This is a genomic window from Methanobrevibacter sp., from assembly GCF_015062985.1.
Taxonomy (GTDB): domain Archaea; phylum Methanobacteriota; class Methanobacteria; order Methanobacteriales; family Methanobacteriaceae; genus Methanocatella.
On record NZ_SUTI01000002.1, the window covers coordinates 99,074 to 124,311 of the forward strand.

Annotated in this window: 31 protein-coding genes; 3 read left to right on the forward strand and 28 right to left on the reverse strand. The window is 38.0% G+C overall.

The genetic code is table 11. From position 1 onward, the window contains the following. The coding region (locus E7Z77_RS01430; protein WP_292749367.1) for a 50S ribosomal protein L15e at nucleotides 1-493 on the reverse strand (493 nt) is incomplete at its 3' end. A gap of 158 nt (nucleotides 494-651) precedes the next feature. Then, nucleotides 652-1,842: a glycosyltransferase family 4 protein gene (locus E7Z77_RS01435; RefSeq protein ID WP_292749369.1), complete on the reverse strand. Its 1,191-nt coding sequence runs from the start codon at nucleotides 1,840-1,842 to the stop codon at nucleotides 652-654. Between the two features lie 53 nt (nucleotides 1,843-1,895). On the opposite strand from E7Z77_RS01435, the gene E7Z77_RS01440 reads away from it, so the two are divergent. Continuing rightward, nucleotides 1,896-2,297, forward strand: a complete 402-nt coding sequence (locus E7Z77_RS01440; protein WP_292749371.1) for a DUF3795 domain-containing protein — start codon at nucleotides 1,896-1,898, stop codon at nucleotides 2,295-2,297. 570 nt (nucleotides 2,298-2,867) lie between these two features. Here the strand turns inward: E7Z77_RS01440 and E7Z77_RS01445 are convergent. Continuing rightward, nucleotides 2,868-3,911, reverse strand: a complete 1,044-nt coding sequence (locus tag E7Z77_RS01445; protein WP_292749373.1) for a LytS/YhcK type 5TM receptor domain-containing protein — start codon at nucleotides 3,909-3,911, stop codon at nucleotides 2,868-2,870. 235 nt (nucleotides 3,912-4,146) lie between these two features. Between E7Z77_RS01445 and E7Z77_RS01450 the strand changes: the two genes are divergently transcribed. Together E7Z77_RS01450 and E7Z77_RS01455 are read left to right on the forward strand one after the other, a co-directional pair. Beyond that, nucleotides 4,147-4,647 (forward strand): DUF308 domain-containing protein, encoded by a 501-nt coding sequence (locus tag E7Z77_RS01450; protein ID WP_292749375.1) that lies wholly within the window; start codon nucleotides 4,147-4,149, stop codon nucleotides 4,645-4,647. A 13-nt stretch (nucleotides 4,648-4,660) separates the two neighbouring features. Next, on the forward strand, nucleotides 4,661-6,259 hold the full coding sequence (locus tag E7Z77_RS01455; RefSeq protein ID WP_292749377.1) for an AarF/ABC1/UbiB kinase family protein: 1,599 nt from the start codon (nucleotides 4,661-4,663) through the stop codon (nucleotides 6,257-6,259). A gap of 289 nt (nucleotides 6,260-6,548) precedes the next feature. Here E7Z77_RS01455 and E7Z77_RS01460 read toward each other — a convergent pair whose 3' ends face one another. The 25 genes from E7Z77_RS01460 to E7Z77_RS01580 form a co-directional block, all read right to left on the reverse strand. Further along, nucleotides 6,549-6,974, reverse strand: coding sequence for a DUF3021 domain-containing protein (locus tag E7Z77_RS01460; protein WP_292749379.1), 426 nt, complete (start codon nucleotides 6,972-6,974; stop codon nucleotides 6,549-6,551). Nucleotides 6,975-6,982: 8 nt separating this feature from the next. Next, nucleotides 6,983-7,423 (reverse strand): LytTR family DNA-binding domain-containing protein, encoded by a 441-nt coding sequence (locus E7Z77_RS01465; protein ID WP_292749381.1) that lies wholly within the window; start codon nucleotides 7,421-7,423, stop codon nucleotides 6,983-6,985. 3 nt (nucleotides 7,424-7,426) lie between these two features. Next, on the reverse strand, nucleotides 7,427-7,702 hold the full coding sequence (locus tag E7Z77_RS01470; protein WP_292749383.1) for a 2TM domain-containing protein: 276 nt from the start codon (nucleotides 7,700-7,702) through the stop codon (nucleotides 7,427-7,429). Continuing rightward, nucleotides 7,703-7,954 carry a 2TM domain-containing protein gene (locus E7Z77_RS01475; protein ID WP_292749385.1) on the reverse strand — a complete coding sequence of 84 codons (252 nt, stop codon included), beginning with the start codon at nucleotides 7,952-7,954 and terminating at the stop codon, nucleotides 7,703-7,705. Between the two features lie 132 nt (nucleotides 7,955-8,086). After that, nucleotides 8,087-8,785 (reverse strand): diacylglycerol/polyprenol kinase family protein, encoded by a 699-nt coding sequence (locus tag E7Z77_RS01480; RefSeq protein WP_292749387.1) that lies wholly within the window; start codon nucleotides 8,783-8,785, stop codon nucleotides 8,087-8,089. After that, nucleotides 8,785-9,903, reverse strand: coding sequence for a tocopherol cyclase family protein (locus E7Z77_RS01485; protein WP_292749389.1), 1,119 nt, complete (start codon nucleotides 9,901-9,903; stop codon nucleotides 8,785-8,787). The genes E7Z77_RS01480 and E7Z77_RS01485 overlap by 1 nt, the downstream gene beginning before the upstream one ends. A 574-nt stretch (nucleotides 9,904-10,477) precedes the next feature. Continuing rightward, nucleotides 10,478-10,903, reverse strand: a complete 426-nt coding sequence (locus E7Z77_RS01490; RefSeq protein WP_292749391.1) for an EamA family transporter — start codon at nucleotides 10,901-10,903, stop codon at nucleotides 10,478-10,480. Nucleotides 10,904-10,942: 39 nt separating this feature from the next. Next, on the reverse strand, nucleotides 10,943-11,569 hold the full coding sequence (upp, locus tag E7Z77_RS01495) for a uracil phosphoribosyltransferase (protein WP_292749393.1): 627 nt from the start codon (nucleotides 11,567-11,569) through the stop codon (nucleotides 10,943-10,945). Then, nucleotides 11,562-12,851, reverse strand: coding sequence for a uracil-xanthine permease family protein (locus E7Z77_RS01500; RefSeq protein WP_292749395.1), 1,290 nt, complete (start codon nucleotides 12,849-12,851; stop codon nucleotides 11,562-11,564). Before E7Z77_RS01500 ends, upp begins: the two co-directional genes overlap by 8 nt. A 236-nt stretch (nucleotides 12,852-13,087) precedes the next feature. Further along, the gene (locus tag E7Z77_RS01505; protein WP_292749397.1) at nucleotides 13,088-14,083 is read right to left on the reverse strand and encodes an NAD-dependent epimerase/dehydratase family protein; all 996 of its coding nucleotides are present in this window, start codon (nucleotides 14,081-14,083) and stop codon (nucleotides 13,088-13,090) included. A gap of 16 nt (nucleotides 14,084-14,099) precedes the next feature. Then, complete coding sequence (locus tag E7Z77_RS01510) at nucleotides 14,100-14,735, reverse strand: CBS domain-containing protein (RefSeq protein ID WP_292749399.1); 636 nt, start codon at nucleotides 14,733-14,735, stop codon at nucleotides 14,100-14,102. 14 nt (nucleotides 14,736-14,749) lie between these two features. Continuing rightward, nucleotides 14,750-15,571 carry a 4Fe-4S binding protein gene (locus tag E7Z77_RS01515; protein WP_292749401.1) on the reverse strand — a complete coding sequence of 274 codons (822 nt, stop codon included), beginning with the start codon at nucleotides 15,569-15,571 and terminating at the stop codon, nucleotides 14,750-14,752. Between the two features lie 35 nt (nucleotides 15,572-15,606). Then, nucleotides 15,607-16,539, reverse strand: coding sequence for a carbohydrate kinase family protein (locus tag E7Z77_RS01520; RefSeq protein ID WP_292749403.1), 933 nt, complete (start codon nucleotides 16,537-16,539; stop codon nucleotides 15,607-15,609). A gap of 8 nt (nucleotides 16,540-16,547) precedes the next feature. Then, nucleotides 16,548-17,438, reverse strand: a complete 891-nt coding sequence (locus E7Z77_RS01525; protein ID WP_292749405.1) for a formylmethanofuran--tetrahydromethanopterin N-formyltransferase — start codon at nucleotides 17,436-17,438, stop codon at nucleotides 16,548-16,550. A 10-nt stretch (nucleotides 17,439-17,448) separates the two neighbouring features. Next, complete coding sequence (locus E7Z77_RS01530; RefSeq protein WP_292749407.1) at nucleotides 17,449-18,495, reverse strand: hypothetical protein; 1,047 nt, start codon at nucleotides 18,493-18,495, stop codon at nucleotides 17,449-17,451. 3 nt (nucleotides 18,496-18,498) lie between these two features. Further along, nucleotides 18,499-19,857, reverse strand: a complete 1,359-nt coding sequence (locus E7Z77_RS01535) for a 4Fe-4S binding protein (protein WP_292749409.1) — start codon at nucleotides 19,855-19,857, stop codon at nucleotides 18,499-18,501. Between the two features lie 5 nt (nucleotides 19,858-19,862). After that, nucleotides 19,863-20,888: a 4Fe-4S binding protein gene (locus E7Z77_RS01540; RefSeq protein ID WP_292749411.1), complete on the reverse strand. Its 1,026-nt coding sequence runs from the start codon at nucleotides 20,886-20,888 to the stop codon at nucleotides 19,863-19,865. Next, nucleotides 20,889-22,013, reverse strand: a complete 1,125-nt coding sequence (locus E7Z77_RS01545) for a nickel-dependent hydrogenase large subunit (RefSeq protein WP_292749413.1) — start codon at nucleotides 22,011-22,013, stop codon at nucleotides 20,889-20,891. After that, complete coding sequence (locus E7Z77_RS01550; protein WP_067041380.1) at nucleotides 22,010-22,459, reverse strand: NADH-quinone oxidoreductase subunit B family protein; 450 nt, start codon at nucleotides 22,457-22,459, stop codon at nucleotides 22,010-22,012. Before E7Z77_RS01550 ends, E7Z77_RS01545 begins: the two co-directional genes overlap by 4 nt. A 35-nt stretch (nucleotides 22,460-22,494) precedes the next feature. After that, entirely contained in the window at nucleotides 22,495-22,887 is a 393-nt protein-coding gene (locus E7Z77_RS01555) for a DUF1959 family protein (protein WP_292749418.1), read from the reverse strand. Between the two features lie 5 nt (nucleotides 22,888-22,892). Next, nucleotides 22,893-23,198 (reverse strand): energy-converting hydrogenase subunit EhaL family protein, encoded by a 306-nt coding sequence (locus tag E7Z77_RS01560; protein WP_292749420.1) that lies wholly within the window; start codon nucleotides 23,196-23,198, stop codon nucleotides 22,893-22,895. 8 nt (nucleotides 23,199-23,206) lie between these two features. Next, nucleotides 23,207-23,461, reverse strand: coding sequence for a hypothetical protein (locus E7Z77_RS01565; protein ID WP_292749422.1), 255 nt, complete (start codon nucleotides 23,459-23,461; stop codon nucleotides 23,207-23,209). Further along, on the reverse strand, nucleotides 23,458-24,330 hold the full coding sequence (locus E7Z77_RS01570; RefSeq protein WP_292749423.1) for an NADH-quinone oxidoreductase subunit H: 873 nt from the start codon (nucleotides 24,328-24,330) through the stop codon (nucleotides 23,458-23,460). Before E7Z77_RS01570 ends, E7Z77_RS01565 begins: the two co-directional genes overlap by 4 nt. 9 nt (nucleotides 24,331-24,339) lie before the next feature. After that, the gene (locus tag E7Z77_RS01575; RefSeq protein WP_292749425.1) at nucleotides 24,340-24,555 is read right to left on the reverse strand and encodes a DUF788 domain-containing protein; all 216 of its coding nucleotides are present in this window, start codon (nucleotides 24,553-24,555) and stop codon (nucleotides 24,340-24,342) included. Between the two features lie 7 nt (nucleotides 24,556-24,562). Next, nucleotides 24,563-25,234 carry a hypothetical protein gene (locus E7Z77_RS01580; RefSeq protein WP_292749427.1) on the reverse strand — a complete coding sequence of 224 codons (672 nt, stop codon included), beginning with the start codon at nucleotides 25,232-25,234 and terminating at the stop codon, nucleotides 24,563-24,565. Between the last annotated feature and the right edge of the window lie 4 nt (nucleotides 25,235-25,238).

Here is a 25,238-nt window from a genome sequence, read left to right on the forward strand (position 1 = left end):
TACCAGCACTAGTTAAGCCTCTGAGAGCTCTGTTAGTGTGTTTTTTGGAGCAAATCCAATTGATTTTTTTATCGTTGATAATTGAAGGACTGTTTGGATCAACTAAAATTACTTCGTAATATTTATATCTACCGTCAGACCATACCCAGTAAGAGTTTAAAACTTCTAAGTTAGGGTATTTTTTGCCTACACGTTCTTCAGCAATTCTTTGAATAGATTTAGCTTGGGTAATTTTGTTTACACCCATTCTTTTAGGTTTACGACCGTTGAAACGGCGAGTTTTTCTTCTTCCACCACGTCTTACTCTGGTCCTTACTAAAACGAAACCTTTTTTAGCTCTGTAACCTAAACTTCTAGCTCTGTCGAGCCTGGTTGGTCTGTCAATTCTTTGAACTGCTTTTTGTCTTCTCCATTTAGGAGCTCTTTGCCACATGAGTTCACGTACGTAAGACTCATCTGGGTTTTTCCATGCTTCTCTTATATATTTGTACATAAATAACACCTTTTTGTTCAGCCACTTGGGCCACATCCATATGGGAACTTATCCCAAAAAAAGTAATTATCACTGCCATAAAAATAACAGTAATCAAATATTTGTTTTATGCATTTATAAAAGTATCGTTAAAAATGGAAAAAATCGGGAAAAATCAGTCATAATAATTTTTTCATTGCATCCTCAAACTTGTCTGTGATGGCTTCCCAGTCATTGGATTTCACATATTCCCTTGCCTTTGAAGAAATTTCCCCATACCTGCCGCTGGCCAAAATTTCTCCAGCCTTATCCAAAACCTCACTTGCTTCCTGAACATATTCAATTCCATTGCCATAGCCGAATTCCTTTGAAATTCCAGGAAGTTCAGTTGCAATGACAACTTTTTTCATCGCCAGATACTCATAGAGCTTAATCGGAACTATATCCTGCATTATCTCTTCATCGATGTATGCTGGAAGAAGGCAGAAATCGGCTGAAGCCAAAAATTCAGGTATCCTTTCAAATGGCTGCTTTCCTGTCAGGATAAGCTGATTTGATATGTCATACTCATCCCTTATCCTGCACATCTCATCATACGCATCCCCGTCACCGACGACCAAAAGCTTATAGTGTGGATACTTCTCCTTATTTTTTCCCAATTCGCGTGCAAGTTCCTTCATTCCGGAAAATTCGTAAATCCACCCCATGAAGAAGAGCACTATATCATCCTTGGCTATGCCATATTCTTCACGTATAACGGAGTCATCAAGATTGGGGTCGTAGCTTGCCAGGTCAATTCCCGCTTCTATCAGGATTGTGGATTCCGGCTGTGCACCAACAGAATATGCAAATTCCGACAGCCTTCTGTTAATCGTGATGACAAGATCAGCATTGCGAATGGTCCTTTCTGTGAAGAGCTTTCCCAATTTCTGAAATGCCTTCTCCGGAATCAATTTGTATATCACATCAATGAAATAGTATACGAACGGAATGCCATTTTTTTTGGCTATCCTTGATGCATTATATGAATTCAGAATGCCCAACGCCAATATTATATCCGGCTTGAACTCTTCAACCTCACGTTCAATTTCATTTTTATGAGTAAAAAACAGTGCTGCATAGTTAAGGCCCTTGATTTTAATGAACCCCGGCCGTATAACATCAATATTAGCTCCTGGCTTGATTTTTGAAACGTTTTCATGGATCTCCCTGTGATAAATCAAACCGCCGCCATCATCATTTGGCCAGTCGATTGGATAGTCGATAACCCTTATCTCATGACCCCTCAAGGCCATTCTCTCCATCAGATGGTGCTGCTGGTGCGGATTTCTCTCCAGCCAATCGGATTCCTGAACAAGCAATATTCTCATGAGGTAATATTTATTATTGAATAGATATATAAATTATCTATAGGAGTGCTAACATGAAAATGCCCGATGAAATCAACCCAAAGCTGCTTGCGCCATGCGGCATAAACTGCATAAGCTGTGAAAAATACCAAAATCCATGTGCAGGCTGTCTGATCAGTGATGATGGGAAAACAAAGGCCAGTTTAAAATGCAAGATTAAAACCTGCTTTGACAGCAAGAATTTCAGCTATTGCGGTCGCTGCAGCGAGTTTCCATGTCCCCAAATCAAAAAGCACTCAAAGAAGTATGTGAAAAGACATGATTTGAATACCTTGGACAGCGCCAAAAGAATCAAAACTACAGGCATTGGACGCATGATGAGCCATGACCGTGAAAAGTGGTTGTGCCCTGAATGTGGAGGGGTTGTGAAATTCCAAAGCAAAACCTGTAGCGAGTGCGGTTTTGAAGTTGATTAAAAACATTAACAATATTGTAAATACATATGTTTTATATTTCATTTTAACCCCATAGTATTAAATTTTCTTTTCTAAAATGATAGATTAGCCATCATTTAGTAAATAAATTGAATTATTTACAAATACCATTTTATTTCTATTAATATATAAATCTTTATATTGATGATTAGAAATTTTTATTTTTTATATATTTATGAAGAATATTATTATTAAATATAGAACTAATGTTCAGAAATTAAATCATTTTTTTAAAAAAAATAATAAATTATTATCCTCGTAAAAAATAAAAACCCATTTTCAATTAAAAATTTGAAAAAAACAAGATATTTTTTAATTGATTAATAAAATTAAAAATTTATAAGAATAATTTATTAAAATTTGATAACATTAGTTGTTTGTTCAATATTCTTTATTGAATTTTGATTCATCGTGAAAATCACAGTTATTATTTGTTCTTGTTTAGAGAAACAATCATCAAATACATACTTCCATATGGCTTATTGGAATTAATCTGTTGCGCATTAACTTTTCGGTTATGGTTGTTTTTTCATAGCTCCCGTATCTAAACACTTATTTTTGATTTTCTTTTATTTTCTGTTCCAATTCATCGAGTTTGTTTTTATATTCCCGCAATTCCCGTGACAATTCAATTATTCTTTCGGTATGCGCATCAGTAATATCCATATTGGTTGAAATATCATTTTTAATTTCAGTTAAGGCTTCCTCTTTTTTCTCGGTTAGGAACATGGTGAACAATATTATTCCAAGTACTGCAGTAAATGTCATTGGAGCATAAAGTGCATTGGCGATGACTAATCCCTGGCCTCCAGGGGTCAAAATAGATACTATAAACATGTCGAATCCACTATAGAGAAACATCAATAGTGCTCCGTTAAATGGAGTTAAAAATCTGCCATCACTCCATTTATAGACAATTCCCCCTACAAAACCGCATAGTATTGTTGCAACGGCACATGGAAGCGCAGTAGGCCCTCCAAGGAAGTATCTCCAAACACCGGATACCAATCCAACTGGAATTCCGACATATGTTCCTGCGAATAATGATGCAATCATCACAACCAATCCTCTTGCATTGGCAGGTATTCCATTTACATCCAGAGTGAAATAGGATGATAAAATTCCAAGTATTGAAAATATAAAGACTTGCCATATCAGGGTGTTTCTTGAAGTCTTGCCCCTGATGGTAGCCTTGAAACTTTTGGATTTAGTAGCTACGAATGTTAAAATCAATATCACAGATAACATCCTAAACATCTCTAAAAACGGAGCCCACAATGACTCCCCATTTGTAGATTTGTTAAAATAAGAAACAGTAATGCTCAGCAAACCAATAATTACCAGATATGCGATTTCATAAATCGATCCATCAGTAGCCTCTTTGAGTTTTGGAAGCCTGGTTGAGATAAATCCTAAAATGATGATTGCTGAGATAATAGTTCCCAACTCATGCAATACGGAAACATCCACATGTTTTACAATAGTCATATATCCAAAGAGATTTATGAAAAGAAGAATATTGAATATAAACAAAATTGTCAATACGGCTGCTATTTTTTTATCGTTATTCAAGTTACTTTTAAATTTGTCAATCATGGAATTTCATGTAACACTTTTATGATTAACGATATATTAAATTTTTGACATTTGAGTGTGAAAACTGATGAATACCTGAAAGACAAACATAAAGTTTAGCTTGAAGTGCTTATTTAAATTGTAAGATATGGGTTATATGGAAATTTCACCATATATTCAATGTTGTTCACCATTTTTTAATTAGTTAAAACATATATAATGGCATTTACATAATTATTACATATTGGTGATTAATATGGACGTTAAGAAATTATTAGGAATTTTTTTTATAATATTGGGTATAATTTTTGCAGTTTACCCCATCTATAGTGCACAGGCAGTGTCCTGGATTGCAGGAATATGTTTAATCGCATTCGGATTTGCTTCCATTATTGACGGATTTTCAGTATGGAGCATGATGGCTCATGTTTCACTGCTCGATATACTGCTTGGAATCTGTGCAATATTGCTGGGATTACTATTCATATATAAAATAGATGCATTGTCTTTCATTGTTGCATATCATTTCTACTTGATTGCATTTGTATTGATATTCATTGGTATTTTCGGAATTTTCTTCGCATTGGATACATTATCCAGAATAGTATCAGTACTGGTTTTAATCCTGGGTATAGTGACTGTTTATCTTGCTTTCGCATCACTTGCACAACCTTTATATGTTGCAATTATCGTTGGAATATGTTTGATTATGGAAGGAATATTATTCCTGGCGTCAGGGGTTGCTGAAAGCAATTAAGTAGGGGATTAATATGGATAAGGAAACAAAACAACGTTTGGGCGAAATCAGAGCCGCCCTTAAAAAATACGGCTTCGACAAGATTTTAGGCGAAACCGCAAAAAGCAAAATAAGAAGAAGCGATGACGATGACGAATCAAACAGTCTTTTATTGGATGATGAGATTCCCGTTAAATTAAGGCTTATGCTTCAGGAATTGGGAACCACTTTCATCAAATTAGGCCAGCTGTTAAGTACAAGACCTGATGTTGTCGGAGAGAATATTGCAACTGAATTGGCCAACCTGCAGGATGACAATCCGGCAATAACATATGAACAGGTCAAAGCAATAGTTGAAAGGGAACTCAACGGCAATATCGATGAGTTGTTTGAGGATTTCCATCATGAACACTTGGCAACCGCATCCATAGGTCAGGTCCATGAAGCGAAACTAATCACCGGAGAACGTGTTGCAGTCAAAATCCAAAAGGAAGGCATCACTGATAAGGTTGACCTTGATTTAAGGATAATGAAATATATCGCCAACCGTGCAGATAAATGGAACGCCGATTTAAGAAAAATAAACCTGCCGGGAATTATGGAGGAGTTCGACCGTTCAATTCATAAGGAAATTGACTACAACAATGAATTCATGAATATGCAACGCATAGAAATGAATTTTGTGGACAATCCATCAATTCACATTCCGGAAACATACCCTGAATATTGTTCCTCAAAAGTCTTGACAATGGAATTCATTGAAGGTACAAAACTGAATGACGTTTATGCAAGCACAGGTGATGAATTCGACAAAAAGCTTTTGGCAAAAAATGTGCTTGATTCATATCTTCAACAGATATTCATTGACGGTTTCTTCCACGGAGATCCTCATCCAGGAAACATTATGATTTTAGACGATAATGTCGTTTGTTATCTTGATGAAGGTATGATGGGATTCTTGGATGAAGAATTCAAACGAAACCTTTCCGAAGTAATGCTGTTATTTGTAGACCAGGACGTTGACGGATTGATAAATCAGTTAATGTACATGGACATATTGGATTATGATATCGATACCGCAACATTGAGAAGGGACATGAACGATATGTTCGGAAGGTATTTCGGCGTTTCCCTTAATCGTTTCGATGGAGTATTGGAAGAACTGCTTGGCCTTATGCAGGACTATGGAGTCATTATGCCAAATGAAGTCGTTACAATGGCAAGAGGATTGTCAATGATTGAATCCATTGCAAAAAATCTTGATCCTGAAATCGATGTTTTCGCATCAATCAAACCTGTTGCTGCAGAAATTGCCAGACAAAAAATGAATCCTAAAAACTATTTAAAAGGCAAGAAAAGCAACATAATCATGTATGGGCATATGCTTCAGTCAATGCCTAAACTTCTAACAAGACTCATTCACAAGATTGAAAATGAGGAACTGCAATTAAGGCTTGAAATCGACATTAACGACAAGGTTTCAATAATCGCATTGATATGTGCCCTTATAATCGGTTCTTCAGTTGTTTCATTCGGACCAAGAGTCTTAGACATGCCGCTGATTTCTTTAATAGGATATATAATAGCCATAATCCTAAGCATAATTGGCATTAAGAAATTTATGTTAAAATAGATATGGGGAAATAATCTTTCCTCAAACTCATTTTTTTTTGAATTAAAAATTAGATAGATATTGCAGCAATACTGCCGTCAATAAAAGGGGTTGTGAAATTCCAAGGCAAAAGCTGTAGCGAGTGCTGTTTTAAAGTTGATTAAATTTAAAATAACACCAATCATTTGAGAGTTAAAAGGCACAACTACTGATTTAAAAATATAAGAAATTAAATAGAATAAACTTGTTTTGAAAAAAAGACCTGAGGAATTCTGAAATCTATATGGAAAAAGTAAAAAGTAAAAATAATTTACTGATTACCCAGTTTCCTATTCAAATCACGAGCTACCAAATAATAATATATGTAAAAACCACACCATGAAATCGCTGCGAATATGCATGCTATTATTATCCATTCAATAATAATCCCCATTCCAAGATTGACCGGCATCCATTGGAGATAAATTGCAACAATGAATAATATTGTCATTCCAATACCCATTTGGAATGCTATCTGAAGCGGAAACGGAACTTTTTCATAGTCATATATCAATCCGGTTATGGAAAATCCCCAACCTACAACAATTGATCCTATAAATGCGTTTATTATTTCGGTGCCTGTGAAACTAACGTTTTGGGGCCCTTGCTGAAGAGCAATTAAAACCATGACAAACATGACAATAAAGCATCCTACGAATGCACCCAATGCCAATCCCTCAATTAATTTTATCTTCATGTCATCACCTATAAATCCAATGCTTGTTTAAACTCCGGCAAATATTTCCTTGAGATATTGTCCTTTAGACCGTTTTTAAGTTCAATGAACATCATCCCCCTAAGTGAAGGGGCAACCCTTTCAATTTTTCTCAAATTGACGATTGTGGTTTTGGAAATCCTTACAAAATCACCTGTCAGATTCTCCTCAACCTGATACAATGCCTTTTTAACCAGATATTCGCTATTTTCAGTATATACCTTTACTTGCTTATCCTCAACTCTGAACATGTATACATCATCATATTCCAAAAGCGCAATATCCGAACCCTTCTTAACGGCCAGCATTTCATTTGAATCCTCGCTTTCCAGAATTGACATTGCCCTTGTGATGTTGTCGGTTAGTTCATTAGTGTGAATATCGGCATGGGGCTCTTCAATATCCCTTGAAACAAAAAGATTTACCTTCATGATTTACTTCCTTAATTTTTCCATCTCTTCTTCGATTTTGCTCTCCCTGTAAGATTCGCTATCAAATTTATCATGGACCACAAATGCTTTTATAAAGTCCACAAAGACTCCAATTCCCCAGAAGACTATCGGGAATGCCACCCACCAGAAATCCGGAGTGAAAATAAAATTTATTACAGCCAAAAATGCATTCACAATTATGTAAGATGTGAAGTTTCTATAAAATTTAATCTTTGCATTAACACGTTCCTCAGCTATTGCCCTTAAAGTATCGCTCATCTAATCACCCATTCCTGAAAGTTCATTTTGAATCATTTTTTCTCTGTGATTATTAAGAGAATATGCATTTAAAAAATCATCTACAACTTCAATTCCCCAGAAGAACATTACAACTGCAAGTAGCCAAAAGCTGTGTAAAAATACAAAACTAATCGCGGCTATTATAATATTTACAATCAAATATTTAAATAGGTTTTCTTGAAACTTAATTTTCGCATCGACTCTTTTTTCTGCCTCTTCCCTTAAATTCATAATATCACCATTCGATATAACTAGTTAGTAAAGTAATATATAAATGACTATTTGGCGATGCCTCCAAGATGCAAAAAAGAGCTGCTGAAATGCAAATATCAGCAAATGAAAAATAAAAAAAAAATAAGTAGCTTACAATACAGCTACCAAATAATATAAAATAGCGGTTAATGCAGGAACTGTCAAGTTGTCAATTCCACCATAACTCAATGCTTCACAGACTGTTGCAACTGCAGAAATCATCAATATGTAAACAATATTGAATTCAGGCATTGTACAGCCGATAGATGAGAAGACCATCCATACGAAAACGCTCATTACAGAGGTAATCACAAACATTGTAAGGGATCCTTCAACGGATTTCTGACCGCCGAAAACGGTATATTTCAATCTACCGAACTTTTGACCAATCAATGCTGCGAAACCGTCACCGTAAACCATAGGAACAATCGCCAATGCTACAATCCAGATGTAGAATTTAGGGTCATTTGCCGGAGCAATGGTGGCGAATACTGCAATCAGTGCAGTCCAAATCAATGCATAGAAGAATAACCCTAATGCATGTCCTGATTCGGTTACGCTATTCTGTATTTTGATTGGTGAGTATTCTGTAAGGAAGAACAGTCCTATTGTAATCGGCAGTGTTAAGAACCATACCATTACCCAAGGGTCTGAGAAAAACGGCATGGCAAATATCATGTTACCTACCATAATATGCAGGAACTTACGTGAAACTTCAGGCCTTGTCTTTAAAACCAATTCGGCTATCACGAAAATGACAGCTACATAAATATAAACAACAATCAACGCAAGGATGTCAGTGAATATCATTACTTATCATACTCCCCGTATTCACATCCTGCATTTTCAATCTTTACATGGTCTATTAGTGTTCCGTCCTTTTTGTATAATTTGATTTCACCCCAACCGTTTCCACCATTCCATAGGCAGTTGTGTCTTTTTTGACCGTCTGGAGCTTCGTAATTAATCAGTAGCATTTCATCACGTTTACAGTAAAGAACCAATTCCATTTTGGAGTTTCTGTTGCTTGCATTAATGTGCCATGTGTGGACTTCTTCACCTTCCTCGAAGTCGAAATCAATTTTTACCATGTTCCAGAATCTTGCAAAATTGTATTCATACATGGTGCCTTCATAGTAAAATCCGATCAGCAATTTACGAGGTATTGAAATTCCGAATGCCTTTGGCCTTCCACCTCCGGCTTCAAATGCTGAATTGTTCAATTTTTTGCCAGTGATTAAACTGGTTATGTTACATGATGAAATCCATAACCATGGAGATGTGAAGTCCCCTCCCCAGTTCTTGTCGGCATATCCGTATGACTTTTCAGGAATCACTTCATATTCCTCACCATCAAGCCAGATGGTTCCGCTATACTCTGTTTTGATACCTTCAGCATGCCAAAACATTTCAAAGGAATTCAATTTTCTGAATAGTGAATTAGCACCATAACCCACATTAAAAGTGATTTTCTTATCAATATCCAAATCCCACATCATATCCCCGGCATCACACATGTATTCCGGGTGGTCTCGAGCTTCCTCTTCACTTACTCTTGAAAATCCGCTCATATGGGTTTCTGTTAAACTACAGTCACCAACTTTAATGTTCAATTCATCATCAGGACAATCGAAGTACTTCATGGAGTAAAAATTATGTATTTGCTTTGGATTTTTACCCCAAGTACCTGCTTTAACCATGCAGTAGGATGGTTTTTTACCTGCCTGTTTGTTTTCAGGCAATTGACCAAGAGTAGGTTCCTCTTCTGCCAATGCCGGATTGCAAACAAAGTATTCGATGAAAAAAGGTCTTGGTTCGCCTGTTTTTTTGTTGTATGCAGTTAAAGAATGCCACCACCAATCATATCCCTTTTTGGCCAGAGGCCCTTTAAGCATAAAATAATCTCTTTTCAAATCACTTTTATTCATATAAATCCTCCAAAGGTAAGATGATATTTAATTTGTTTTAGATATAATAAATAAGTTATTATTAAACTTGAAAAATATCAAGAAAAAAGAGCAATGTTTGAAATTTAGATTTCATCCTCTCAAATCGAAATGAATGCCATTAAATTAGGACATTCTATGAACAATTAGGCTATTAATGAATTTAAAAAAAGAAGAAAAAATAGAGATGTCAATCCCTATTTGATTGTTATTGAACATGTTTTTGTTTTGTGTATTTCTTGTTTCAGCCGTAGCGGATTGTGGGCTTGTAGATACCCGTGTTATATTCAGCAAAGTAACCGTAGGTCCCCATTGACAATATTTGAGCCTTATATTTGTACCATTAACTATTAAAATTCAGAGTAATTACATCCCCTAATTTATAAAATGTGTATAAATAGGAGTTAGTTTATCTAAAGAAATTATATGTATAGTTTGGATATTTACGAGAAATCTTCATCAATGCAGTAAATATTATATCATCACTTATGACAGTATCCCTAACCTTCATCAATCAATGTCCCGCACTCCGGACAATAAATCAAAAAAAAAAACATCAGATATTAATTAGAATCAGACCGAACATGCAGACGGCTATTCCCACAATCTGATTGATTGAGACATTCTCCCTGTACAGGAAATATCCGACAATCAAAAGAACACAGGCCAAACCGATATTTGCAACTACGCTGGCTGTGCTGACTGCCCATCCTGCACGGTATACAAATACATATCCAACTTCCAAGCCTACGATTGCCAGCGCTAAAACAACTGAAGTCCAATTGATTTTTGAAATCTCGACGCCCACGTTTGAAGGTCCGACCATGAACACAAAGATAATTGCGGATATGATTGTTGCAACTAAATATGTAATCATCAATGCTGCGAATGGATTAACATCTCCCGGCATCGATTTCATGCAAATATTATAGAAGGTGTTTGAAAGTATGACGACCAAAATCGGCCAGATTAGTTTCCACATGTTATCAAAAAAAAGAAAAGGTAGTGAAGCTAAACTTCACTATTTTGTTCCGTATACTCTGTCTCCGGCATCTCCGAGCCCCGGCATGATGTATGCGTTTTCATTAAGTTCCCTGTCGACAACGGCACAGAATATTTCAACATCCGGATGGTCTTCTTCAATTGTCTTAATTCCTTGAGGTGCCGCTACAATGCATAGCAATTTGATTTTTGTCACTCCATCCTGTTTAAGTCTGGATATTGTTGCAGATGCGCTTCCGCCGGTTGCAAGCATAGGATCTATTACAAGGACTTCCCTTTTGTCAATTCCTTCAGGCATCTTATAGTAATATTCAACAGGTTCGAAAGTTTCCTCGTTTCTGTAAAGTCCAATGTGGCCTATCTTTGCATTGGGAATTACGTTTAGAACACCGTCAACCATACCCATTCCAGCCCTTAGGATTGGAACAACAGCATAGTTGTCTTCATTCAACATTCCGGTTTCCATTTTTTCAAGTGGAGTTTCAATTGTTGCTTTTTCAAGTTTTGCATCCCACATAGCCTCATAAACAAGAATGGTTGAAATTTCGGTTACCAGTTCGCGAAATTCCTTTGTTCCTGTATTGATGTCTCTTAAGATTGCAAGTTTATGAGTTATTAATGGATGATTTAGGACAAATTCATTCATGTTTTTCCTCCGGCACTAACAAGTTTAACAATACTCCTACAATTGCTGAAAGTGACATTCCTGAAATTGCGATGGACAGATCTCCAAGAACAAGAGATAAGGATGCGCCTCCTAAACCTAAGACAAGCATGGTGGCTGCTACAACAACGTTTTTTGTGTCGGTGAAGTCAACTTGGTTGTGAATCAATATTTTAAGACCGTTCACACAGATGAATCCGTACAGCAATACAGAAATACCTCCTAAAACAGGTGTGGGAATGGCAGTCAATAATGCAGTCAAGTGGCCTAAAAATGCAAAAGCAATGGCAATCAAAGCAGCAAGACCTATTACATAGGTGGATGCTACACGGGTCATGCCCACAACGGAAGTGTTTTCACCATAGGTGGTGTTTGCAGGACCCCCTAAACATGCCGCCAAAAATGTGGCAAGACCGTCACCAAGCAATGTTCTTTGAAGACCAGGGTCTTCAATCAGGTCACGTCCGATTATTTCGCTCAATACCTTATGGTCTCCGACATGCTCCACCATTGTCACAAGGGCAATAGGAACAATTGTCAGGACTGCTGCAAAGTTCAGGTTATAATTCACGAAAGGCATATAGAATTTTGGGATTTCAAATACTTTAGCAGCCATCACCTGAGTGAAATCGACCATACCCAATGCCGCCGCTACAATATATCCAATAATAATACCTATCAGGAATGGAATGACCTGCTGTATTCCCCTTCCTCGAACTGCAACTATGGCAGTCATTAAAAATGATATGAATGCAACCAACAGATTCTGCCAAGGAACTGTAGTCAAATCCAGTCCGATTTCACTAATTGCTGTTGGAGCCAGGGACAACCCTATTACCATAATCATCGGACCAACCACAACGGGAGGAAGCAATTTGTTAATCCAACCTGGGCCTGTAATACGTATAATCATTGAAATGATAACATAAACAATACCCACAATCATTAAAGCCGTAAATACGCTTCCAGTACCCCCTATTGCATAACCTGCAATCATGGGAGCAATGAATGCAAATGAACTTCCCAGATATACCGGGCTTCTATTACGGGTACAAATCAAATAAATCAATGTACCTAAACCAGATGAAACCAATGCTACCGGAATTGATAAAATGTTTGCTCCTGCAGTGGTGTTTACAACAATAGGAACTAGAATTGTAGCTCCAAACATTGCACAAACATGCTGAATAGCTAGCAGCACCAATCTGAATGGAGTTGGCTTATCACCAGTGCCGAGTAGCATATTATTATTCTCTTCAACCATACATATCACAAATTTTCCTATATTTTCTCATGAATTGATTAATTATTTTAAAAAATTCTATTGAATATTTTAATAATCAATGTATAAATCTCTAAAATATGTAAAATAATATTTTGAATATTATCCTAACAATTTTAAATTATTAATATATATCTGAATAAAAGTATAAAATATTTGCCAATTGAGAAAATTTAAAAAAAATGTGAAAAATGGATAAGATCCATTTTGAAAAAAAGTTAGAACTCAGCAGATTCCTGAATATCATCCCAATTTTCACAGAACCAGTCATGAGTCATTTTAAGGCCGTCATCAAAGGAAACCTTCGGAGAATATCCTAAAATGTCTTTAGCCTTTTCAATTGAAGAGAGCAATTTTGTTTTTGCATCCCAGTCACGGCGGGCAACATAGTTTATTCCGGCTTCATTTCCAGTTAATGCATTGATTTTGTTTGCCATGTCGATTACCCGGTGATCCTTGCCTGAACCCAAATTAATGGCTTCGCCTATTGCTTCCTCTTCAATTCCCATGGCTATCAGTCCATTGCAGATATCATCTACAAATGTCCAGTCTCTTGTTTCTGTCCCATCCCCTGTTATTGGCAATGCCTGACCGTTTTTGGACCAGTACATGAAGTTAGGAATCACGTTTCTGTATTTTCCAGGAACTTCGCCCGGACCGAATACGTTGAAGAATCTTGCATTTACGATGTTCATGTCATATAAGTTGTGGAAGTAGTTAGTATAGAGTTCTCCTAGAAGTTTCGTTACCTGATATGGGGTGTGAAGTGAAATGGAAATATCATGTTCTTCAAACGGCATTTTTGAATCAAGTCCATAAACGCCGCATCCTGATGAGGAATAAACAAATCTGCTGACACCTGTGAGCTGCGCATACTGAAGCACTTTTAAAATCCCTATTCCGTTAACCATCAAATCCTTTTCGGGATTTTCAACACTGTTCTGATTTGCAAAATGTGCCGCAAGGTGATATACATAATCAGGTTTTTGCTTGAATACCCTTTTAAGTACGACATCATCCAGGATATCGCCCCTGATGAATTCAATATTTTCCCTGTCTGGAATGTTCCATTCATATGCTGAGGACAGATTATCCAGGATTATTACCTTTTCAACACCCATATCTGCAAATTTTCTTGTCAGGTTACTTCCAACACAGCCTGCTCCACCAGTTATGAGGATTGTTTTGTCTTGATATTCGTTATATTCCCCCATTAAAATCACTTGAATTTTATTTTCTCGCTTTTCCTACTCTGCGAGCAACAACCAGTTCTCCAACAGAAATCAAACCTGCGAAGAATTTTTCCAAACCGCCTGTTGCCCAGATAGCTTCTCCGAAAGTGGAATTCATTATGTTTGCCTCATATTCTTCAGGAGAAATCTTCTTGCCGGTAGTCTTTTTGGACACCAAAGCGGATGCTGCCATCAGTTCTTCCCAGGTTACACCGTTGAGCTGGTTCTGCATTGCCTTGTAAAGCTTTACAACCTTGATGTCATATAACTCTGACAACAATTCAACAATGTCACATGCACGAACCATTCCTATGACCTGCTTTTCATCATTTAAAACCGGTACGGTAACGAACTTATTGTTTGCTGTTAAAATGACCGCTTTTCTTGCAGGATCATTTTCATTAACAGTTGCAATTTCTTCATATCCGCTCATTATTTCAGAAATCTTTTCATTTCCTTCCCTTAAACCTTTAGTAATGTCAAATGAAGTTACCCATCCGATCAACTGTTTATTGTCATTGACAACCGGACAGGTGAAACGTCTAATTTCTTCCATTACTTTTGAAACTTCCACTACGCTATCATCAGCGTTTAAGTATACGAAATCCTTATCCATTAATTCTTTTGCTTTCATAAACAGACCCCATTTTATTCAATTTCAACTCTTTTCAGAGCTCCAACAGGACAATGATTAGTACATTCGACACACCTGACACATTTATCATTGTCCAAAACAACTTCACCATCCACTAATTCTATAGCTCCTGTCGGACAGTTCTCTTCACATAAGAAACAGTTTACGCATAAATCATGATTGATATCTATTTGCCTACTGTGGATAATAGGACCTATATACCTATCCAATTTAACCGCAAAGTCATTTAGTGAAATCTCGACACAAGCTCCGCATCCGATGCACAACTTTTCATTAATGTGAGGGTACAATTCATCATCAATCAACTCTATACCTGTCTCCATACCCTCAAAAAACTCTTTAAACTGAAGAGTGAATGCATTTGTCGGACATAAATTCGCACAATCGGCCCAATTGTTATCATCAGAATAATCAATTGAAATGCTGTTCATACGAACGACTCTGTGAGGACTTCTAACGTTTGACAGGTTATATTCAATAACATCACGTTCATCCTCATCATCATAACTGACAGTGTTGTTAATCAATTTAATTGCTGAAACCGGACAAGTCTGAACACAAATCTCACATTTAACACACTTATCAGTTATCTTAGCTATTCTAAAAATATTAGCTGGTTCGATTGCATTAACTGGACATTCACTTACACATGTGTTACATCTAACACATCTTGGTGCTATAGCAATTATCTCCTGTTCTGAACTGAAGTCCTCCAGCTCAAACTGGAAATCCTCGCCATCATCATCTAATTCAACAGACTTCAAAAGAACTTCACGTTCCATATCCTTCATCTGTTTTATAAAAGATACATTCATTTTAATACCAACTAACTAATTTTTTAATCTATTCCCTAAAAGAACTCCTTTAAATCCTTTAAGGAAGGAAACTTATCCATTCCGAATCCTTCAATCGATTTGCTTGCAACCCAATTTCCTATTTGGCAGGATTTTTCCAAATCAAAACCGTTGAGATAGGAATAGAGAAATCCGCTGTTGAAGCTGTCTCCGGCTCCGGTGGTATCTACAACATCACACTCATAAGCTTCAGCGAAGCATTCATTTGAGTTGTCCATTGCAAATACTCCTTTTGAGCCCTGCTTGACAACAACCGTTCCAATTCCCAAATCAAGGAAACCGATAGCCAGTTCCTTTAAGGAAGCATCATTATTATTACATAATAATCTTAATTCAGGTTCATTGATGAGCAGTATGTCTGTTCGCTCAAGTATTGGCTTAAGCTCATCAAATCCCTTTTGCACGTAGAGCATTCCTGGGTCAAAACTCAATATTGTGTCTTTGCTAAGCTTTTCCAGCAGTTCTATTTGAGTTTTGAAGGAATCCCCAACAAAGGATGTATAGTGCATTATCTTGCATCTCATTATGTTGAGGGGATTTATTTCACCAATCTGAATCTCATCATTGACTCCCGGATCGATATACAAGCATCTCTCACCATTTGAGTCTACAAAACCCAGACATTTGCCTGTTGAACCTGTTTCTGAATAAATCAAATTATTACTGTAAACGCCGTTTACGGCGAGATTATATTCAATCAAATCTCCTTCTTCATCTTCAGCAATCTTGCCTATGATTGATGTTGAACATCCTAATCTGGACAATCCTATAATAGTATTTGCTGCAGATCCTCCCGGAGTATCAGTTTTACTTTTTATAAAGCTTTCTTCATCTTTGCCTGCGATATTTTCAACTGAATAGAGCTTGTCTACATTTAATGCTCCAAAACCTATTACTTCCGCATTAAGATCGTTATCCAATATTTCCATTTCAAACCCTACTTCAAAATATCTAACAGATTAATATTCTTATCTCCAAGCTTTCCTTCAAAGTTGCCTGCAGATATTCCAACTACGCCATCAAATTCCAAAGCAGCATCAATTCCTGCCCTGATGGCTTCATTCATAGATTTTTCATCTATTGCATTTATCACAACTTCCGGAATGTAGTTTACGCCTTCGGGAACTTTGGAAATGTCGCCCAATGATTCCTTAAGGGACGGACAATAAAAGTGATTTGTGGTCGGACCGATTTCAGGATAGTTTGTCTCGGGCTTTGATGCAGCTGAGCAAATGTCAAACGGAGCGGTAGCCCCATGGACGTCCATGATTGCATCAATTATAGCATCACCCGCATCGAGAACAGCATCCTGGGTTGAGCACAGATACCAGAAATTGCCTCCCATTATTCCATCATTGATTTTGAATTTCTCTTCTATCTGGAAATCTGGAACCGCAATCGGGACATTAATCATTCTTCTCCCGTATTCCTCTACAATCCATTCATATCCATCACCGCAGTGACCTACAATATCCATCATTTCAATGGAAACATCGCTGTCCTTATCGGAATAGTCAAAAATGCGTGTGAACGGCTTTACCAGCACATCCTGCCTGAGCCTGTAGGAAAGCTCAAATGCGAATTTTTCAACATTATCTCCGTCCATCCAGTATTGGACAATGGCGCCGAATCTGCCGTCGGGAGTTTGGGATTCATCCAGAAATCCTTCTACACCCCCTTCAACCCTGCCGATTACGGCACTTGGTGTTGAAGTTGAATCATAAGCTGCCCTCCTTACAATCTTTTCTGTCGGTCCTGTAATCAGGGCCCTAATGTACTTTCCTTCAAAAGCTTCGAAGAATGTGTCTACCACCTTTTCATAACTCATTTTTATTCACCTATCCTAATCCACCTATATCCTGACCGCGAATATTGTTTCTCATTTCCTTGCTTAACTTTAGGATTTCATCGAAGTTGTCTTCTGCGATAATTTGAATTATTGGATACTCTTCATTTTCAAAAACTGAGAAAAATCTATCCTTAATCTCAGATTCAATATTGTAGTCGTCAAATAAAGATTCATAATCTTTTGAATCACTATAATCTTTAATAAATTCTAAAACTTTATTCTTATCATGATTTGCATAAATATTGGCTATTACTGCCGTTGCGATTGCACTTGGAGAAACGATAGCTATCTCAGCCACCTTAAGAGGATATTCATTTCCGTTGAATGATATGCTTACCCCATCATTTTTACGCGCAAACTCCAGCGGCTCCACATCGGTTATGCTGTCTCCGATATATAACATTTCATTTGCATCAATTCCGTCCCTTCGAATGATTTCATCGATGGCCAGCTTCTTGCCCTCTCCACCGACAACATCAACATCCCTGATTCCTTCGTAAAATCCCATTTCTGCAATTTCATTGAAGAAAATGTCATCGAAAAGTTCGTAGTCTTCAGGATTTTCCAAAATCATTCCCTTGAATTCAGTGATTTTTTCAAGTTCCTCATCATTCAAGGCAAGGTTATCTAGATTGACCTTTGTGTAAAATGTATTTTCAAACGGTACTTCCATATAATTGGATACGGCCTCAATATATTGACCATAACTGGTGCTGACAATGTATGTATTCATGGCTTCCTGCAAGTAGCTTAAAAGAAATTTGGAGTCCTTTACTGTATAGATATGTTTTCTGGAAAAATCAACCAGATCATCATTTTTAAGATTTTCAGCTACAAAAAACGGCAATATTAACTTTAAGGTATTTCCTGCCTTGTAGTTTTCTTTCTTAACAATGTCAGCCAGATAATCATCATATAGACTAAGTATCTTAAAGAGTTCATCCCCCTTATCGATGAAACTGGCAGACAATTCAAAAGCATTGTCATTTAAAGTCAAAGGGCCTTCACAGTCTGTGATGAAAGATTTTTCAAACATGATTCACCTGAAATTAACTATTCTGATTGCATCAAGAGGGCATATCGCCTCACATTCCCTGCAGTAAATGCATTTTTCACTGTCGAATTCTATATCGTCACCATTCAAGGTCAATGCTTCGACAGGACAGTTCTTGACACAAATCGCACATGATTGGCATTTTGTGGATGAAAGCGAGAAGTCCCCCAATCTTTGGTCATGCAGATATGACCTTGCGTAATACAGGTCAGCATCCTTGCTGTAGAAATAATCATCATATGCGCCAATTGCATCAAACTGACATTGGCCAACACATTTTCCGCAGTAAACACAGTTATCCTCGATTCTAATCGGATTAGGTCCATTCAATTCAATTGCATCAACAGGACAGACATTAATACACTCTCCACATGCAATGCACTTGTTTTCATAGACTTCAATGTTTCTGTCCATCAGATATGAACCGAAGAGCTTGGTGAAGTTATCCAATTCAATGTTTGAATCCAGACTTATCCTCAATTCCTTCTCCATATCATCATTGACCTTGTGTTCCACGAAGTTTTCAAAGCTCAAGTCGTCGAATTCCAAAGCGGTTGCACGACCTACCTTCTGCAAGACCTTGTTTAAGCTGATCAAATCCAGGGACAGCAGTTTCATGTCGTGGTCAACGATTCCCGATACGATATCGAAGGACTTGATTTCACTGTACATCTTGTAAGCCTTCTTACGTGATGAATATTTGATTGCTCCTGACGGACAGGAATGCATGCACTCCTCACATCTTGCGCAATATCCCGGATTAATGTAGGGAAGCTTGTTGGTTCTTGCAACGTTTATTGCACCCATTGACGGACAGACCCTGGTACAGGTCATACATCCGATACAATTATCCTGGTTAACGACGATTGCCTTACCTCCCTTAACTGTTCTAGGAAGCAATTCTCCGTATTTGATTGCATCGGTCGGGCATACCCTGAAGCAGTATCCGCAGCGCACACAGGTATCCTTATCAATTTCACTGTGAGGAATCTCCTTTCCATCTGAAACTATATGTATTGAACCGTTTTTACATGCCTGCACACATGCTCCACAGGCCTTGCATAACTTGACATTGATGTTTGGAACGTTTTCCTTTAAAGGAGGATCCATATGGACATCCAAAGAAATGGCATCATGAGGGCAAGCATTACGGCACAGCACACAACCAAAGCATGTATTTCTAATCTTTACAAATCCATCTTCATTGTCGATGTAAATCGCATCAATCGGACAGGAGCCAAGACAAGGCTTATCCTTGCAGTCCTCACATCTTGTCTGGTCAATTACATAATCAACATCAACATGTCTCAATGGTCTTGGTGTTTTAGTATAACTATCAATCATAACACTCACTCCACAATATTCTCGTTTAAGTTAGATGCCTTTACAGTGACATGAATGTTTTCACCGTCATCCAGTGAAAACTTGGAAATGAAATATTTGATAACTGAAAACGGACATGTCTGGTAGCAAATGCTGCAGCACAAACATCTATCTTTATCTCTTACAATTGTATTTTCTTTTTCATCGAATGAAATGCATCCTGTAGGGCAATCCTTAATGCACAGTTGACATTTTTCACATCTGTCCTTGTCCCAATCGATGATTCTGATTTTAAGCCTGTTTACTGCATTAGTAATAATTTCCAGGGCAACTTCCTCATCAGGAATAATCTTTAATGCATCGTCCCATATGTCGGAAAGGGGAACATCATATTGCAGGAGGTCGTTCTTTTCTAAAGACCTCAAATCCTCTTCCTTATCATTGATATAGTCCTCCAGGTAATTTACGCATAAAAGGATCAGTTCCTTTTGGTCCTGAAGATTATCCACGAAGACTCCTTTCATTGCACCATTGACCGGACATATGTCAAGGCAGTCACCGCAGGAAATGCAGTTGAGCTGGTCAACGACCAGCCTGCCGTCCACCAGATGAATCGCATCGACAGGGCACTGCTTCATGCATTTCTTACATTTGATGCATAAATAATCGTCAACGATGTACTGTCTTTTTGATGGAATAAGATTGAATTCAGGTTTAATCAAATGATTCAAACCGCATTCCAAAGTTTTAGGCTCTGTTGGACAAACCTCTGCACAAAAGCCGCATCGGATACATGCGCCTGGAGTGATTACCGGATAGGTCAAACCTTCACCGGTTTCATCGTCCTTTTCCCTTATAATCTTGATTGCATTCGGGGATGGGCATGAAACAGTACAGGCTCCGCAGCCGATACAATATTCCTTGTTAACTTTTGGGAAATCCCTGAATCTTTCGGGTTTTTCAACAATTTCAGGGTCTGTTTTTGCATCTGCAAATGCATCAGCCCATGCCTTTCTCGCAAAATCATAAATATACCACATCAGAGATGACATCTATTTCACCTCATGAATGTTTTTGTATTCTGTTTTTCCATGTTCGTCGGTTATGGCCACCCTTTCGGCGCAGGCAACACAAGGGTCGCATGATGCGTAGGTTGAAACGGCGTCCGCAACTGTCGGAACATCACGAATCATATACTTTGCACAGGAATCCATATTGGAAATGCTCGGAGTCCTGATGGAAATGTGCTTGATTAAACTTCCGTTGGTTTCAATCATATAGGTAACTTCACCACGGGGAGCTTCATTTCTACGCATTGCATATCCAGATTTCAGGTCAACGGGAGTACGTATTTCACCTTCAGGTATGTTTTCAATGGCCTGTCTGACTAGGCTGATTGATTCTGGAATTTCATCAAATCTTGTTAATGTCCTTGCGTAATTGTCTCCTTCTTTTCTTCTGATTACCTTAAAGTCAAAATGATCGTCATAAGTATAATGGCCAACCCTATAATCCTCTTTAACATCAGAAGCCCTTCCTATAGGACCGACGGCACGGCCTTTTATGGCCTCTTTCTTGGTCATTACACCTATGCCCTTACATCTCAATGCCAATGCAGGACCTTCTGCAAACAGTGCGCGGGTTGTTTCAAAGCCTTCTTCGATTTTCTTGAGGTTTTCAAGTATCGGTTCAAAGTGGCGCTCATCGGCATCCATTTTTACACCACCAACGACATTCCAGCCCATATTAACCCTATTTCCTGTCAACAATTCGATGGAATCCATTGCATATTCCCTCAATTCCAGAACATGCATGAACAATGTCTCATGGTCCATTGATTTGAAGAATGTTGAATTCGCCAGGAAATGGCTTTGGATTCTGTCAAGCTCATTTGTAATGACCCTTAGGAATTGGGCTCTCAGCGGAACGTCTACATCGGAAATCTGTTCCATGGTTTCTGCGAAAGTCTGTGTGTGCTCATATGAACATATGCCGCAAACCCTTTCAGAAAGATATATTCCTTTCTGCCAGGTCTGTCCTTCGATTATCTTTTCTATACCTCTGTGAACATAACCATATTCAATCTCTGCCTTAACAACACGTTCGCCTTCAGTTTGAAGCTTGAGCCTTATCGGTTCCTTCAAGGCAGGATGAATCGGACCAATAGGTACTATCATTTCTCTTCCCTCCCACGATCTGCAATAGCTTGTGGACCCACAGCCAGAATAGCTTCTAAAATCTCGCTAGGTCTGGGTGGACATCCCGGAATGGCCGCATCAACTGGAATAAAATCGGAAGCGGGCGCATGGACATGGCCACCTTCCTGATTGAATACATCTCCAGATTGAGGGCAGTTTCCAACAGCTACGACAATTTTTGGTTCAGGAGCCTTATCATAAACTCTCTTTAAATTATCAACCCATTGCTCTGTAACTGCTCCAGTCAACAACAGGACATCAGCTTCACGAGGATTGTTCTGAACATAAATTCCGTACTGCTCCAAATCGTATCTCGGAGACAATAATGCGACAACTTCAACATCGCATCCGTTGCATCCTCCACAATTTACAATGCAGACATGAATTGAGCTCTTCCTCACAGCGTCCTTTATAGCATCTAACATTGTACTCCCTCTTTTCTTTTATAATATAATAAACATTAATATTTAGCTTCTTTCTTTAACAATTCATATAACTCTAGTTTGCCCTCTTTGAGCACTTCATCATAGCTTCTGCCGTTTTTAACTTCCTGCACTAACTTCATCTTTAATTTTTTGCCTTCTTCGGCGGGGATTATCTCCAAAGTGCCTATGAACCAGCACAACCTCAAATCTGCGTTGAACTTTTGATATAAGCAGATGTCCCTTGCTGATTCAAAGGTGCCGTGCAGCGCTTCAAGTGTGCCCAAATCAAATAAAGAGAAGAACAGATCTTCCACTTCATCAACAGTGCAATCGAAATCCTTGGAAAGCGGAACAATAATGTCTCTTTGCCAAGCATAACTTTTTATTATTCTTTTTTGCATTAAATTTAATTTTGCATCATCATCCATTCCAATCACATCATACTGCCCTGTTTAATAAAAAATATAATAATTGCAACTATCAAACCTACTGCGGTTTCCTTTCTACCGTATCCAGGCCTTCCTCCCATTATAAACCCTGCCAGGAGAAATCCGATTGCGGATAAAATTACGTTGCCTGAATCAATTGCCAGACACCATCCTATGATTGATATTACCGCTGCAGGTATGTTGAACTCGGGTGCTGCAACATAAGGTTCGCCGTGCAATTTATAACTGTAAAGCAAACCGAGAATGGATCCGACAGCGAATACCAGTAAATAAATCATATACTCTATCATAATATCTCCTACATTGGTTTATAAAGCAATATAAATGAACAAATAATTGCCAATAATGTTATAACAAAACATATTTTCTCTATAACTTCAATCTTATGTGAAAAATTACCTTTAGCAAAATATGTGAATATTGCCAACACAATTCCGATAATGATTATCGGAACGACAATTGCTGAGTGGAAAGCCGCAGCCAATAATGCGACAACAATTATGCCGACTGCAACCAATGAAGTCAAATATACGATTACGTTATCACTATTCATGCTACCACTCCTGTAAATATCATTATTACTGTTCCAAAGAAGCATATCGCCCCTATGGTAATTTGAGTCATGACTGAATGATTTGGACTTAAAATCGGTGTTGTAGCATTAATGAATCCTGTGATGAATGTGATTACAATCATTCCTATCAGATATCCTACAGCATCCAACGGACCGAAGAATATTGTAAGGAATACCCACAACAGCACATACCATGCAATTGATTCTGAAAACAGCATGAATCCTCTTAAAAATCCGAAATGCTCTGTTTCGAATCCTGAAACCAATGCCTTATCCTTTGTTATTGCAAAAGGAGAATACGGGGATTTTGTAATAATCAGCATGAAGAACATCAAAGCCGCAAGCGGAATTGAAAATGCCAGTGGCCCATGAACTGACTGGAAAGCAATGATTTTGTCAATGTTCATTGAACCTGTCACCAGATAGACAAATACAATTGCAGCAAACAACGGAAGTTCGGTTGCCGCAGACAATACCGCCCTTACACAGCTCAGTTTACCATATGGTGAACCTGAACTTGACCCTGCATTATGTTCAACAATCTTGTAGACTGCATAAACGCCGAACAAGATAAGTAATGAATCATGAGCTACAGGACCTGCAATAACACCTACAACCCAAATCAGCGCCAATATAAATACGATACCTATATAAAACACTTTTGAAACTGTTTTTGGAATTGCAGTCTCTTTGAAGAAGAATTTCAGGGAGTGCAACAAGTGCTGGACAATAGGAGGTCCCGGACGTTTCTGAACACGTGCCATGACTTTTCTGTGCAGACCAAGAAGCAGGCTTCCCGCCAGAAATGCAATAATTACTTGAATTAAAATATTTGCCATTAAATTCATAATACCACTCTAATATCCAGTAAACGGTTCTTTCACCCTTTCTTCCGCATCTTCAGGTCTTGGCTTGGCCATTGTTAACAATCCTAAAGACAAAATCCATAATGGTATACCGAAGATAGCTACAGCATAAACTATCCATGCCTCAAAGTCTATGACCAAACAGGCAAGAATGGCTACTGTTGACAATACCAATAATACTATATATAAGCTTTTTTGACTATCCATACTACCACTACCACAATACCAATAATAAAATTTCAACAGCTCTTACAATAATAAACAAGGAACTCAAGTGAATGATAACAATGAACGGGGACCCCGCGGTTCTGAACATTTCCGCCTTGCTTGCGAAAAACGGCGCGACTCCGCTTTCACCCAAAATTCCAATCAACATCAACGCAGCACCGAATACGACCATCGGACTTGCAGGCATTTGGGACAATACTGCAAGTGACAATGTTCCTGTCGCTGCAAGAATGATGGCTGCACCGCCAAAGAGAGGCAAACTGCACATCATGGCTATCAAACCGTAGTTGAATGCAGAGTTAAGAACGCTGGTCTGTTTTACGGCTGACACTATACCGATATTCAAAATACCAACCAATGCCATGAATAATGTGAAGTTGAACAAATCTCCTGTAATCATAGCACCTGCAGATGCAATTCCGCACAGCACTGCCAAAAATCTTCTTTGTTTGAATTCCTTAGGACCGACCTTGACTTCAGTATTATTCAAATAATACATTGTACCTTCTATCTGGGTTTCAGGCTTGCTCAATCCTATCATTACAGTAAAGCCCAGTAAAACCGCAAAAAGGAACAGGTTAAATGGAGTAAGGTAAAGTACAATATCTCCCAATGGAATTATTCCAAGCAAATTTCCTCCAAGTGTAACAAAATCCATGCTC